General features: G+C 37.1%; 13 protein-coding genes. 10 read left to right on the plus strand and 3 right to left on the minus strand.

What is annotated here, in order from left to right; genetic code table 11:
* Positions 1-101 precede the first annotated feature (101 nt).
* The gene (gene ampE, locus AAEY62_RS04720; protein ID WP_007586130.1) at positions 102-953 is read right to left on the minus strand and encodes a beta-lactamase regulator AmpE; all 852 of its coding nucleotides are present in this window, start codon (positions 951-953) and stop codon (positions 102-104) included.
* Between the two features lie 13 nt (positions 954-966).
* Positions 967-1,521, minus strand: coding sequence for a 1,6-anhydro-N-acetylmuramyl-L-alanine amidase AmpD (gene ampD, locus AAEY62_RS04725; protein WP_350634667.1), 555 nt, complete (start codon positions 1,519-1,521; stop codon positions 967-969).
* Between the two features lie 237 nt (positions 1,522-1,758).
* Between ampD and nadC the strand changes: the two genes are divergently transcribed.
* The 8 genes from nadC to yacG all read left to right on the plus strand — a co-directional run bounded on the left by nadC (position 1,759) and on the right by yacG (position 10,456).
* Entirely contained in the window at positions 1,759-2,610 is an 852-nt protein-coding gene (gene nadC / locus AAEY62_RS04730) for a carboxylating nicotinate-nucleotide diphosphorylase (RefSeq protein ID WP_350634669.1), read from the plus strand.
* A gap of 484 nt (positions 2,611-3,094) precedes the next feature.
* Positions 3,095-3,532: a pilin gene (locus tag AAEY62_RS04735; RefSeq protein WP_277344629.1), complete on the plus strand. Its 438-nt coding sequence runs from the start codon at positions 3,095-3,097 to the stop codon at positions 3,530-3,532.
* Positions 3,533-3,577: 45 nt separating this feature from the next.
* The gene (locus AAEY62_RS04740; protein WP_350634670.1) at positions 3,578-5,503 is read left to right on the plus strand and encodes a sulfatase-like hydrolase/transferase; all 1,926 of its coding nucleotides are present in this window, start codon (positions 3,578-3,580) and stop codon (positions 5,501-5,503) included.
* Entirely contained in the window at positions 5,503-6,732 is a 1,230-nt protein-coding gene (locus tag AAEY62_RS04745; RefSeq protein WP_350634671.1) for a type II secretion system F family protein, read from the plus strand. The genes AAEY62_RS04740 and AAEY62_RS04745 overlap by 1 nt, the downstream gene beginning before the upstream one ends.
* Before the next feature lie 39 nt (positions 6,733-6,771).
* Complete coding sequence (locus AAEY62_RS04750) at positions 6,772-7,665, plus strand: prepilin peptidase (protein ID WP_350634672.1); 894 nt, start codon at positions 6,772-6,774, stop codon at positions 7,663-7,665.
* Position 7,666: 1 nt separating this feature from the next.
* On the plus strand, positions 7,667-8,308 hold the full coding sequence (gene coaE / locus AAEY62_RS04755; RefSeq protein ID WP_350634673.1) for a dephospho-CoA kinase: 642 nt from the start codon (positions 7,667-7,669) through the stop codon (positions 8,306-8,308).
* Positions 8,309-8,434: 126 nt separating this feature from the next.
* Positions 8,435-10,111, plus strand: a complete 1,677-nt coding sequence (pilB, locus tag AAEY62_RS04760) for a type IV-A pilus assembly ATPase PilB (protein WP_101217071.1) — start codon at positions 8,435-8,437, stop codon at positions 10,109-10,111.
* Positions 10,112-10,225: 114 nt separating this feature from the next.
* Positions 10,226-10,456 carry a DNA gyrase inhibitor YacG gene (yacG, locus tag AAEY62_RS04765; RefSeq protein WP_007586146.1) on the plus strand — a complete coding sequence of 77 codons (231 nt, stop codon included), beginning with the start codon at positions 10,226-10,228 and terminating at the stop codon, positions 10,454-10,456.
* Between the two features lie 71 nt (positions 10,457-10,527).
* Here the strand turns inward: yacG and AAEY62_RS04770 are convergent, their stop codons facing one another.
* On the minus strand, positions 10,528-11,016 hold the full coding sequence (locus AAEY62_RS04770) for a Spy/CpxP family protein refolding chaperone (RefSeq protein ID WP_350634674.1): 489 nt from the start codon (positions 11,014-11,016) through the stop codon (positions 10,528-10,530).
* A gap of 165 nt (positions 11,017-11,181) precedes the next feature.
* On the opposite strand from AAEY62_RS04770, the gene AAEY62_RS04775 reads away from it, so the two are divergent.
* Together AAEY62_RS04775 and AAEY62_RS04780 are read left to right on the plus strand one after the other, a co-directional pair.
* Entirely contained in the window at positions 11,182-11,871 is a 690-nt protein-coding gene (locus AAEY62_RS04775) for a response regulator (protein WP_007586150.1), read from the plus strand.
* Complete coding sequence (locus AAEY62_RS04780) at positions 11,849-13,264, plus strand: ATP-binding protein (RefSeq protein ID WP_010553357.1); 1,416 nt, start codon at positions 11,849-11,851, stop codon at positions 13,262-13,264. The genes AAEY62_RS04775 and AAEY62_RS04780 overlap by 23 nt, the downstream gene beginning before the upstream one ends.
* Positions 13,265-13,266 lie beyond the last annotated feature (2 nt).

The following is a 13,266-nucleotide window of genomic DNA, read 5'->3' on the forward strand; positions in this document are numbered from 1 at the left end:
ATAAAATCGCGACTACGCAATATCGTAGCAGCGGGTTTACCCCGCGACATTTGGCAACTAATCTCCCAAACGAAAAAACGATGCGCGATGTAAAATCGCGACTACGATAGTCCACCAAATAATGTAAGTAGTGCTATAAGTACTAAGTAAAATAATACATTGCGCTTAACAAGCTTAATCATACAAGTGGCCTCGTAGGTACAGCCGTAATAACGCTTTTCAACTTGCTCTGCAGCCAGCGCAGTACATGTTACTACTTCTCGGTTTGGAGATTTAAAGTTAAGTACGTAACGTAGCCAACAGCTTGTGCCTTTATTAAAGTTACCTATTACTAAATAACCAAAGCTGGTAATACGTGCAGGTAACCAGTCGAGCCAAAACAATAATTTATGTATAAGTTTAAAACGCTTAGCAAATATTACTTTATGATCTTCTCGTACTAAATCAGCTAAAGTACGTACCAGTGCATATAAAACCGCACCTGGCGCGCCTAAAACAACGAACCAAAAAATAACCGCACAGTAAAATCTAAAGTTTACCCACGCCAATGTTTGCCCAAAGGTTTCGCCACCATCTTGATCATCAGTACGCTTTTGACCTATTTGCAACGCATATAAAGATGCAGCAGTACCGTCATCTCGCGTTAACGCATTTAAATACGACTTATATAAAGCACGCTGCTTAGCACAACCAAAGCAAACCAAAAGCACCGCGATATTAATGCCCAACTGCCACAAAACAAAATCAGATAAACAATAAATTAGTGCCATCGCAATCACTGGAAGTAAAAGCCAAATTAAAAAGCCCGGTGCTGAGCTAAATAAGCCCTTATCACCAAGTAATTTATTAGAGCGATTTAAATAACCATTTGCGTAATAACTTATCTGCCAGTAATTAGACCGAGCCCCTAAGCGCTCTAGTATTAATGCAATTATTATAGAAACTAAAATCATGGGAATAACTCTCTTAACTTAGCTGTTCAAGCATATTAAAAAACAATGGCCAATTAAAGCTACTACCAGGATCGGTTTTACGCCCTGGAGCAATATCGCAATGCCCAACAATACGCGAAGGGGTAATTTTTGGATAGCGTTGCATTATAGATTTACTAATTATAGTTAATGTTTTGTACTGTTCTAAAGAATATGGTGCGGTGTCGGTACCTTCAAGTTCAATACCAATACTAAAGTTATTACACGCAGGCGCGTCCTCATACTCAGATTGGCCTGCATGCCAAGCACGCTTTTCAAAAGGTACGTATTGTATAGCCTCACCGGTGCGCTTTATAAAGCAATGGGCCGATACACGTAAATTCTTTAAGTCACTAAAACTCGGATGAGCATTGCAATCAATGCACCCCATAAATAACTCATCAACGAAAGGTGTACCAAACTGCCCTGCTGGCAATGATATATTGTGAATAACCAATAAAGAAATATCAGCCTCATCAGGGCGCTCATCAAAATGCGAACAAGGCCGCTGTGCTACCGTACTTAAAACACCGTCTAAATCTATTTTCATGATACGTTTATTATATAAATATCAAGATATACATAGCACTGATGCTAATGGATTTATTAAAAAAATGATAGTAACAAGCGAGGTATAAAACCTCACCTACAAATAATTCAAACCCATACGTAGATGCGAATTTACTACAAGCGCTTATCTTTATATTGGCGAAAAGGCAATCGCTTCTCTTTCTTTTATAAACATAGTAAAATTTGCTTAATTTATTAACGCTTATGAGCTTTTATTATGTCTATCCCGCACTCTTTAGTTAGCCAACTTGTCACTCTTGCACTCGACGAAGATCTAAATTATCAAACAGCTCAAGACGGAGATATTACCGCGCAGCTTATCTCTCAGAGCGAGCAAGCCAACGCCAAAGTAATCACTCGCGAAGACTGCATTTTTTGCGGAAAAGACATCATCCTTGAAGTATTCAAACAAGTAGACCCAAGCGTTAAGGTTAATGTACTAATAAACGACGGCGACGCAGTTAAAGCAAACAGCACATTATTTACCGCTATTGGCTCGGCTCGTTCAATATTAACTGCCGAACGAACTGCCCTTAACTTTGTGCAAACGTTATCAGGCACTGCAACTACTACAGCGCATTACGTAAAAGAGTTAAGTGGTACAACTACGCAACTACTCGATACACGCAAAACCATACCTGGTCTGCGCGCTCTTCAAAAATACGCAGTAAAATGTGGCGGGGGTGCAAACCATCGTATTGGGTTATTTGACGCTTTTTTAATTAAAGAAAATCATATAGCGGCTTGTGGCACAATAAACAAAGCCGTAGCTCAAGCTAAACAAAACCACCCGAACAAACCTGTCGAAGTCGAAGTAGAATCACTCCCTGAACTTAAGCAAGCGATTGAGGCTGGTGCCGACATAATCATGCTCGACAATTTTAGCGTAGAGCAAATTAAACAAGCTGTAATTTTGACCAACAAACGTGCAAAACTAGAGGTTTCAGGCAATATGACCCTAGAAACGCTCAAAACTTATTCACAAGCCGGCGTCGATTTTATATCAAGCGGAGCGTTAACAAAAAACTTACAATCAATCGATTTATCGATGCGTTTTGAACAATTTTAAAGCAACAACTGCCAATTAATACCGCTAATCGATTGACAAGTTAAGTAAAAAAGCATTAAATAACCCGAAAGGCTTACTTTGTAACATTTTGTTAAATAAAATCGCTTTTTTATAAGAAGATACGTGCTAAATACTAAAATAAAATGGTAGACTAATTCTGTTGTACTATTTTATTTTAAAAGGTAGTCATAAATAACTAGTACCTTTAGTTTTTAAAGACATAATTAAAAACTAAAGGTACTAAACTACTTACTTTATGCCTATATTATTTGTTACTACAACATGTAGCGCTCTTAGTAAACTTTTATAGTTAGTACTAAACATAATGAATTCACATACGGCTTTTGTGTTTCATACTCTAAAGCTAAAGTGTAATAAAATTAATTTTAAGTAAAACTGTAAAGTAAATCAGTTAAATTAAGTGAGGCATTCTTGCCGCTTAAGTGATTTAACTTACAAAAATCTATCCTTTAGGAGAGGAAACATGAAAACAATGACTCAAAAACAACAGGGGTTCACCCTAATTGAATTAATGATTGTAGTAGCAATCATCGGTATTCTTGCTGCAGTAGCACTACCTGCGTATCAAGATTACACAAAGCGAGCTCACGTAAGTGAAGGTATAACTCTAGCCGCATCAGCAAAAGCTGCAGTTACTGAATACTATGTATCACAAGCTGCTTGGCCTACAAACAATACAACTGCTGGCCTACCAGATGCTACTGCAATCACTGGCAACGCAGTTAAAAGCGTAGCTATCGGAAATGCTAATGGTAATATCACAGTTACTTACAATGACAAAGTTACTGATGATGCAACTATAATTTTCGCGCCATCTATTGCTTCTGGCGGTGGTTCAATAACTTGGACATGTAATACTGGTTCTGTAGACGGTAAATTCAAACCAGCTAATTGCCGTTAATATAATTATCAAGCGTAGCTTTAAGCTACGCTTGAAATACATCCTATGCTTATTAACCTACTAATTTCCTTCCTATTTTTCTTTTTTACGTTATTTAATTGGTATATTCATTTAGGTTCACAAAACCTAGGAATTAAATCTGTAGAAAAAAAACTTTCTAATGCACTATCAAATGGCCCTTTTTTATATGAGGTATTTACATTCACTGTTGGGGTCTTAATTTCTATAATTTTTATAAGTTTAATCGCGAATGTTGTATCGGGTAATTTAAGAAAAATATCGAAAGATAGGTTATCTATTTTATTTTGTTTAATTTTAACGTGGCTATTTTTACCAACAGCTATACTAAGTTTATCCAGTTACTTATATCCTGACCTATTCTTCAGCCATACTAACTTGGCAAATAAAACACTATTAACAATCGTGATATTATTTTTTTCTATATTACTATTATCATCTTTCTTTATTTCTAAAAATATAAAGATGACTTTATTTATATTTTTAATCTTACTTATCCCTAAATTTAATTCTTTTAACGTAACGAGTGTTCAACTCACTGATAAGCCAAACATATTCATTATCGGTATCGATTCTTTAAATCAAGATGAAATAAATGAAAAACAAACACCTTTCTTACAAGGCTTCTTAGATGAATCAAAATATCTACCGAACACTTATACACATGTTGCAAGAACATTCCCTTCATGGGTAAGTATTTTAACTGGCGACTACCCTTTAACTAATAAGGCCCGTTTAAACCTAACTAATTTCAATCAAATAGATTTAACTAAAACATTACCTTATTATTTAAAAAATGCTGGTTATATTAATTATTACATTCAAGATGAAAGACGTTTTAATAATATTGATGAAAGATTTTTTTTCGATAAAATAATAGGTCCGCCAGCCACTGCTGCAGAGTTCATCTTATCTAAATTTGTAGATCTGCCTTTACTTGCTCTAACATCAAGACTGAATTTTTTTAACTACTTTATGCCTCACTTACAGAATAATAGAGCTGTATGGGTTACTTACGACCCAAAAAGGTTTAACAAAAAAATAGACTTGGGCTTACAATCTTCTAAAAAACCAATATTTGCAGCTAGCCACTTCACTTTACCCCACTGGCCTTACAAAACAAATAATAAAGCTAATCATTTAAAAGGTAGCTATCAAAAATATCTAGAATCTATAAGAATGGTTGATGGCCAAGTTTCTAAATATATATCTAATTTAAAAAATAAAGGGTTGCTAGAAAACGCTTTAATTTTTATAGTTTCAGACCATGGTGAAAGTTTTTCTAGGGATATAGATACCCCTAGCCACGATGAATATTCAGAAATAATAAATTTAACCGGACATGGGACATCAATAGTTTCGGGCTCTCAGTATAAAACCTTATTCAGCTTTAAGTATTTAAAAAACAATAATCTTTATGACTTGGGCACAGTTGATACTAATCTCAATTATGCATTGTCTGATATCACGCCAACAATTATTGATATCTTAAAGTTAGATGTAGAAAAAGAGTTTGATGGAAAAAGCATCTTTAAAGTTAAAAATCAAAGAGTCATACCCTTAGAAAGCTCTTTACAACCAATGTTCAATAGCAAAGGAACAGTTGATGTAAATGGAACTATTAAGCAAAATGCTAACTTATTCGAAATAGATGCTTTAGGAAAGGTCATTATTAAGAAGAGCCTATATCAAAAAGCAGTAAACTCGAAACAAAGAGGTATTATTTTTGATAAATGGCAGTTATCTATTTATCCCGAACATGCTAATCAGATTTACATAACTGACTTAGAAAATAATATTTTATATAAAGACATTGATTTTCCAAACGTAAGGTTAAAGGAAGAACTATTAGATAAACTGTGTAGCCTCTATCTTGATGAAGTGATAGTTGCGCAGATAAAACCATGTAGTAATTTAAGCTATGTGTATAATCAATCCATAAAGGCACTATAATGGCTAAGCAAGCAAATAAAAAAAGTTTAGATACTTTCCAATGGATCGGAGTTAGTGCTAGAGGGAAACGTCTTGAAGGGGAGATCGCTGGGAATAGCATTGCATTGGTTAAAGCACAGCTTCGAAAGCAAGGTATTACGCCTTCAAAAGTAAAGCGTAAAGCAAAACCATTATTTGGCATTCAAAGTGTTCAAAAGATAACCCCAAAAGATATTGCGCTTGTAACTCGCCAAATTGCAACTATGCTGATGGCGGGCGTTCCGCTAATACAATCAATCGAGATGATCGGCTCAGGATCTACTAACAAAAGTGTTGCCAAGTTGATGATGACTATTGGTGATGAAGTTAAAGCTGGACAGACCTTGTCTTCATCACTTAGAAAGCACCCTCGTTACTTCGATGATTTATACTGTGACCTAGTAGCATCGGGCGAGCAATCAGGTGCGCTTGATAAAATATTTGATCGTGTCGCTATTTATAAAGAAAAATCTGAAGCATTAAAGTCAAAAATTAAAAAGGCGATGTTTTATCCAATTGCAGTATTAGTCGTTGCTGTAATCGTTACCTCCATATTACTTATTTTTGTTGTTCCGCAATTCCAAGATATATTTAATGGTTTTGGCGCAGAACTCCCTGCATTTACCTTATTTGTAATTGGCATATCTGAATTTATGCAGGAATATTGGTGGGTTGCATTAATTTCTGTTGTAGCTATGGGTTGGGCTTTTAAAGAAGCAAAGCTCAGGAGTCTAAAGCTTAGGGACGCAACTGACAGAACAGTACTTAAACTTCCTGTTATTGGCATGATTTTAAATAAGGCAGCCGTTGCTCGCTATGCACGTACTCTTTCGACCACTTTTGCTGCAGGTGTTCCATTGGTTGATGCACTTGATTCTGCCGCAGGCGCTTCAGGTAATGCTGTTTATCGTTACGCTATTTTAGATATTAAAGCAGAGGTTAGCTCTGGTAATCAAATGAACTGGGCAATGCGTAACTCAAAAATATTCCCTGATATGGTAATACAAATGGTCGCGATTGGTGAGGAGTCAGGCTCCTTAGATGGCATGCTTGAAAAGGTAGCCAACATTTACGAGCAAGAAGTGGATGATGCTGTAGATGCCTTATCTAGCTTACTAGAGCCATTAATAATGGCTGTTTTAGGCGTACTAGTAGGTGGTCTAATTATTGCTATGTACTTACCTATTTTCGAATTGGGCTCTGTTGTTTAATTTTTATTTAAATACGCTATTTAATTATTTGGTCGTTATATGCAAAGTATTATTGAAGTAATGCAAAGCCAACTGTGGTTTTATTTAACCACTATTGGCTTAATTAGTTTATGTATTGGTAGTTTTTTAAATGTAGTTATTTATCGCTTACCGCTAATGATGCAACGTGAGTGGCAAAGCGAATGCAGACTACTGTTAGAAGATGAACTTACAGGGAATAAACCTAAACAAGCCAATATCAACGAGCCTTTTAACTTAGTAAAACCCAACTCTACCTGCCCTAAATGTAAAACTGCCATTAAGCCTTGGCAGAATATTCCTATTATTAGTTGGTTAGCACTTAAAGGTAAATGCGCAAGTTGCAGTAATCCTATTTCGGCCCGATACCCTGCTGTAGAGCTAATTACTGCCCTATTAAGTTTAATTGTTGCCTATAGTTTTGGTACGACCGAGCAAGCTCTTTTATATATTTTTGTAACGTGGATTTTAGTTGCACTAACCTTTATTGATATTGACCACATGCTGCTGCCAGATCAACTTACACTTCCGCTTGTATGGCTTGCACTTATTGCCTCTGTAATGGGTTACACAATTACACCAACCGATGCCATTATTGGTGCGGCTTGCGGTTATTTAAGTTTGTGGAGCGTGTTTTGGTTATTTAAGTTACTAACCGGTAAAGAAGGTATGGGCTACGGCGACTTTAAACTACTCGCTGTATTTGGGGCATTACTTGGCTGGCAGTCATTACTTACTATTATTCTGCTTTCGAGCGTAGTGGGTGCCATTATAGGTATTGCATTGTTAAGTATACAAGGTAAAGACAAAGCGACCCCTATCCCTTTTGGGCCTTATTTAGCGATAGCTGGCTGGATTGCAATGCTTTGGGGCAACCAAATTCAAGGCGCTTATTTTAATTTAATTGGTTATTAAAATGAGTGAACAAATAACTAAAGTAAACAGCTGGGTATTAGGTTTAACAGGTGGTATTGGCTGTGGTAAAACAGCCGTAAGCAATATGTTTGAAGAACTTGGTATTACAATAGTTGATGCCGATATAATTGCGCGTGAAGTAGTACTCCCAAATAGCAAAGGGCTAAAAGCGATTACAGCCCACTTTGGCAAAGATATTTTATTGCCTGATGGCACAATAAATAGAGCAGAATTGCGCGCAAAAATATTTACTAACAACAATGAAAAAGAATGGCTTAATGCGTTATTGCACCCTATTATACGGATAAAAATACTAAACGATTTAAATAATGCAACCAGCCCTTATGTTGTTTTAGTAGCGCCTTTATTATTTGAAAACAACCTTGATAAATATTGCGACCATACCCTACTTATTGACGTACCAACCTCAGTACAAATAGCGCGTACGGCAAAACGTGACAACACAAGTAGTGAGCAAGTTAAAAGTATTATTGCCTCGCAAATGTCACGCGCCGATAAACAGCAAAAAGCGGATGATATTTTAAATAACGACCGTAGTTTAAACCTAGTGCATATAGAACTTGTTGATCTTCATAAAAAGTACCTACAATATGCATTACACAACAAAACTAACTCACATTAACACTGTCCAAACTCACACAAACTCGTATTTTAGTTAGTAAAATCACAACAAAGAATGAAAGGTGATGTAATCACCTTCTTTTTTCTGATAAATTGCTTACTATTGAAGGAATAAAACAGGTGCGCAATGAATATTAACTCACCGTTATTGAGAAAATTTATAACCCTTGGCCGCATTGATGCCGACACGGTTAAAAACAAACAAAATGAATTTGCCTCAACAGCTGAGCTTATTTCTAAATGTGGAAAAATCGATAGTAAAGATTTAGCTGAACAATGTATTGATTTGTTTCGCGTACCTTATTTTGATTTAAAAGATTTTGATCCTACAAAAATCCCGGCCGATCTCGTAAAAGAAAAACTCATACGTAAACATCACATTTTGCCGCTTGTTCAAAAAGATCGAAAAGTTTATATAGCAGCATCAGACCCAACAGATTACGGCGCATTCGAAAACTTTGAGTTTAGTACCGGTCTTTCATGCGAAATTGTTGTTGTTGATTATATTCAACTCGATACCAAAATTGAGCAATTACTAGATGCCACTGGCAGCCTAAATTTAACTGATGACGAGTTTCAGGAATTTGCTGATTTAGACTCAGAAAGCCAAAGAGATACAGCACCACAAGATGACGATAAAGATGATGCGCCTATCATCGTATACATCAACAAAATTTTAATGGATGCCATTAAAAAAGGCGCCTCTGATTTACACTTTGAACCGTATGAGCACAAGTACCGTATTCGCTTTCGTATTGATGGCATTTTGCATGAAGTGGCAAGCCCACCTAATACATTAGCAACCAAGCTTTCTGCGCGTATTAAAGTAATGTCGCGACTCGATATTGCCGAAAAACGCAAACCACAAGATGGTCGTATAAAACTAAAAATCACTGAACGCAAAAGTATCGACTTTCGTGTAAGTACCATGCCTACCTTGTGGGGCGAAAAAATAGTAATGCGTATCCTTGATTCATCAAGCGCTATGTTAGGCATTGATGTATTAGGCTATGAGCCTGAGCAGAAAAAGCTCTACATGGATGCGCTTGCCCAGCCTCAAGGGATGATACTTGTAACAGGGCCAACCGGTTCTGGTAAAACAGTATCGCTATACACAGGTTTAAATATATTAAACCAGCCAGAGCGTAATATTAGTACTGCGGAAGATCCGGTTGAGATTAACCTTGAAGGTGTAAACCAAGTACAAATTAATATTAAAGCCGACATGACTTTTGCCAACGCACTGCGTGCATTTTTACGTCAAGATCCTGATGTAGTTATGGTAGGTGAAATACGTGACCTAGAAACCGCAGAAATATCAATAAAAGCGGCGCAAACAGGTCACTTGGTTTTATCAACATTGCATACAAACTCAGCACCGGAAACAATCACCCGTTTATTAAATATGGGTGTGCCGGCTTATAACGTAGCTAGTTCGATCAGCTTAATTATAGCCCAGCGTTTAGCACGTCGTTTGTGCCCTAAATGTAAAACGCCAGAACAACTTCCGAGTGAAGAACTGGCTCGCCAAGGATTTAGCGCCAAGCAAATTGAAGAAATGACGTTATATACGCCTAAAGGGTGTGATAGCTGTACCGATGGTTATAAAGGCCGAGTGGGTATTTACGAAGTAATGCAAATTACCCCTGAAATTGCCCAAATTATTATGCGCGGTGGTAACTCGCTTGAAATAGCTGACGTTTCACTTAAAGCCGGATTTAATAATTTACGTTTATCTGGTTTACGCAAAGCAGCCGATGGCCTTACATCCCTTGGTGAAATTAATCGCGTGACTAATTTTTAAAGGTTCATAGTAAAAGCTACAAGGTTCTGAACACTAAATTCAGAGCCTTACTTATACCTAGAGACTCATATCTAAGTAATGTAAAATGCAGAAAAAGATTGTAAAGAGTAAATTATGCCTACTATTGTAAACTGCCCAACCTGTAAAACTAAAGTTGAATGGTCAGAGCAAAGCCCATTTCGTCCTTTTTGCTCAAAACGCTGTCAGCTAATTGATTTAGGTGAATGGTCGTTTGAAAATAACAGAATTTCTGCACCAATCACGTCCGCTGAAGAGTTTAGCCAAGACATGATTGAAGATATTGAAGCTATGCTGGCTAAAAATGAAGATGACTTTTTTAAGTAATTTATCTTCATTATGCCCTAAATACGAAAACCAGCATTAAGCTGGTTTTTTAGTATTTACAAAAAGTATAATTAACTTTTTTGTTTACTGTGCTTTTTATTCATACGCTTTTGCATTTTAGCAAATTTCTCTTTTTGCACAGCGTTAAGTACTTGCATTACTTGGTGTTGCGTTTTTAGTTTAATTAAACCAAATTGCTCACCTTTTTCGCGGCGTTCGTTTAATAGCTCTTTTGCTGCATTTTCGTCAAATGTTGCCGCCGAAAGTAATGCATCCATTTTAGCTTTGTGCGCTTCACGCATCGCTTTACGGGCTTCTTTATCATCGCCACGCAACGCTTTCATTTGTGCTTTTTGCGCTTCAAAAATAGCCTTTAGCTTAGTTTGCTGCTCATCTGTTAAGCTTAATTTTTCAACGCTGCGCTCAGAAAGTAAAAAGCGAGCTTGAGAATGGCCTTGTTTATGTCCGTCGCCTTTAGCTAATACGCTACCAGCACCAAGAGTTGCTGTTGCTAAGCCACAGATAAGTACTAATTTTGAAAGTGTGTTTAATTTAGTCATAATCATTACCTTAATATTGGGTTGGTTGTGGCTGCTAAGCCAGTGAGTTAACTATACCTAACTCAATGCAAAGTAACGCAAAGCAGTGTAAAGGTTGTGTAAAGATTCACCTTTGCACTATTTAGCGGGTAAAATAACGCTATAAACAACTCTAAGGGTTTGTAAATGAAACTATTAATGATTGATGACGACACTGGCCTTTGTGAGCTATTAAGTGAGTATTTAACTGCCCAAGGGTTTGAAATACAAAGCGTACACGACGGTGAGCAGGGCCTTAAACTAGCACAAGCAAATGACTACGCCCTTATATTGCTAGATGTAATGTTACCAACGCTTGATGGTTTTGAAGTGCTTAAACAGCTTAGGCAAACAAAACTCACACCGGTAATAATGCTTACTGCAAAAGGTGAAGACTTTGACCGTATTTTTGGTCTAGAGCTAGGCGCTGACGATTACATACCAAAGCCTTTTAATCATCGTGAATTACTAGCCCGCGTAAAAGCAATAACACGCCGTATTGAGCACATTAATAGCTTAAATGCAGCTACCACGAGTAAGTTACTCGTTAATGGTATTACTGTTAACCTTGCAGCGCGAGAGGCCTCAATCGACGGCTCTACACTAACCCTTACCGGTACAGAGTACGAAATACTCACGCTATTGTGTAAAAATGCAGGCGAAGTTGTTAGTAAAGAGCAAATTAGCGAAGAAGTGCTAGGCAGGCGCTTAGCTTCTTTTGATCGCTCTATCGATATGCATGTAAGTAATATCCGTAAAAAAATAGCTGAGCATATTCCAGGTGAGCGAATTAAAACAATGCGAGGTACGGGTTATGTCTTTATCCAAGGCGAATAAAAGCACTTACTTTGCTTGGTTAAAACATCCTGGGCACTACCTGTTTTTTAAAGTATTTATTTGGTTTTGGTTAACTATAATCGGCACCGTAGCAGCGCTTATATTTTTAAGTAATATAACCGCTATTAATGCGGTATCTAACGAGCCACTTTATGGCCCGATGAAAAAAAACCTAATATACACCGCCAAAAGTATTGAGCGCACTGCTATTAAACATAAGCGCAGCCTAAGCGAAGTATTAGTACACCCTCGCCTATCAAAGCGTAAACTTTTATACTTAAGCGCAGCTCAAAGCGAGGACTCTCTTAGTAGTAAAGAGGTGCCAGAGAGCATCGATTTAAGTTTATTAAACTTCACTCAAAATATGTCACCGCAAATTATTTTCACTGAAAAATATCAAGCCTTTGGCCCTGTTAATATAAACGTGCCTGAAGGGAGTTTTTATCTTTACGAAATAGATATTAACCATCAACCACCGCTAATAATGCGCTTTAAGCTTATGCCTAATTGGATGAAAATAGTCATCGCAATTGTTGCATCTCTCATTTTAAGCTTTGTATTTAGCCGTAACTTAATAGCCCCTATAAATAGCCTTAAAAAAGCGGCAATTAAACTATCAGCGGGTAACCTAAGCGCAAGAGCCGACATTTCTGTAAACCGAAAAGATGAGCTAGGAATACTAGGGCGAGATTTTAACAGCATGGCTAATCAGTTAGAGCTTTTAATCAGCTCACAAAAACGCTTATTAGCCGACATATCACATGAATTACGATCGCCTCTTACGCGTTTAAAAATGGCTACCGGGCTTGCACAAATGCAAGCTAACGACGCTAGCCAATCGTATTTATTACGCATAGAAAAAGAAGCAAACCAACTTGATAAGATGATTGCCGACGTGCTGCAAGTTTCTCGCTTAGAAGCAAAAAGCCAAGCACTTTCACTGCAAAAACAATCACTGCAAATAATTGTAGATCACGTTATTAACGATGCGCAGTTTGAAGCAAAACAAAATAATAAGCAGCTAAATATAGTGGGCGCTGTAGACGTAAACATTAATTGCGACGAAGGCCTTATTGCCAGTGCGCTTGAAAACCTACTTCGCAACGCCATTAAATACGCAAATAATACGATTAGCATTACTCTAAAGCATGCTGATGCCATTTATATAGAAATATGTGATGATGGCTCTGGTGTGCCAGATGACCAACTGAGCAAGCTTTGCGAGCCCTTTTTTAGGCAATCAGATGCGCGGGATCGCGTAAGTGGTGGCACGGGTTTAGGGCTGGCGATTGCTAAAAATGCTATTACTGCACATGGCGGCAGTTTAGTATTATCAAATAAAGAACAAGGTGGCTTGTGTGCTAATATAACCTTGCCATTAATAAAAGAGTAAAG

The organism is Pseudoalteromonas sp. GW168-MNA-CIBAN-0100 (assembly GCF_040309225.1).
Lineage (GTDB): Bacteria > Pseudomonadota > Gammaproteobacteria > Enterobacterales > Alteromonadaceae > Pseudoalteromonas > Pseudoalteromonas arctica.

Excerpts from the sequence above, each read along its gene's own strand:
- ampE (WP_007586130.1), bottom strand. The coding sequence starts at position 953 with ATGATTTTAGTTTCTATAATAATTGCATTAATACTAGAGCGCTTAGGG.
- ampD (WP_350634667.1), bottom strand. The coding sequence starts at position 1,521 with ATGAAAATAGATTTAGACGGTGTTTTAAGTACGGTAGCACAGCGGCCT.
- nadC (WP_350634669.1), top strand. The coding sequence starts at position 1,759 with ATGTCTATCCCGCACTCTTTAGTTAGCCAACTTGTCACTCTTGCACTC.
- AAEY62_RS04735 (WP_277344629.1), top strand. The coding sequence starts at position 3,095 with ATGAAAACAATGACTCAAAAACAACAGGGGTTCACCCTAATTGAATTA.
- AAEY62_RS04740 (WP_350634670.1), top strand. The coding sequence starts at position 3,578 with ATGCTTATTAACCTACTAATTTCCTTCCTATTTTTCTTTTTTACGTTA.
- AAEY62_RS04745 (WP_350634671.1), top strand. The coding sequence starts at position 5,503 with ATGGCTAAGCAAGCAAATAAAAAAAGTTTAGATACTTTCCAATGGATC.
- AAEY62_RS04750 (WP_350634672.1), top strand. The coding sequence starts at position 6,772 with ATGCAAAGTATTATTGAAGTAATGCAAAGCCAACTGTGGTTTTATTTA.
- coaE (WP_350634673.1), top strand. The coding sequence starts at position 7,667 with ATGAGTGAACAAATAACTAAAGTAAACAGCTGGGTATTAGGTTTAACA.
- pilB (WP_101217071.1), top strand. The coding sequence starts at position 8,435 with ATGAATATTAACTCACCGTTATTGAGAAAATTTATAACCCTTGGCCGC.
- yacG (WP_007586146.1), top strand. The coding sequence starts at position 10,226 with ATGCCTACTATTGTAAACTGCCCAACCTGTAAAACTAAAGTTGAATGG.
- AAEY62_RS04770 (WP_350634674.1), bottom strand. The coding sequence starts at position 11,016 with ATGACTAAATTAAACACACTTTCAAAATTAGTACTTATCTGTGGCTTA.
- AAEY62_RS04775 (WP_007586150.1), top strand. The coding sequence starts at position 11,182 with ATGAAACTATTAATGATTGATGACGACACTGGCCTTTGTGAGCTATTA.
- AAEY62_RS04780 (WP_010553357.1), top strand. The coding sequence starts at position 11,849 with ATGTCTTTATCCAAGGCGAATAAAAGCACTTACTTTGCTTGGTTAAAA.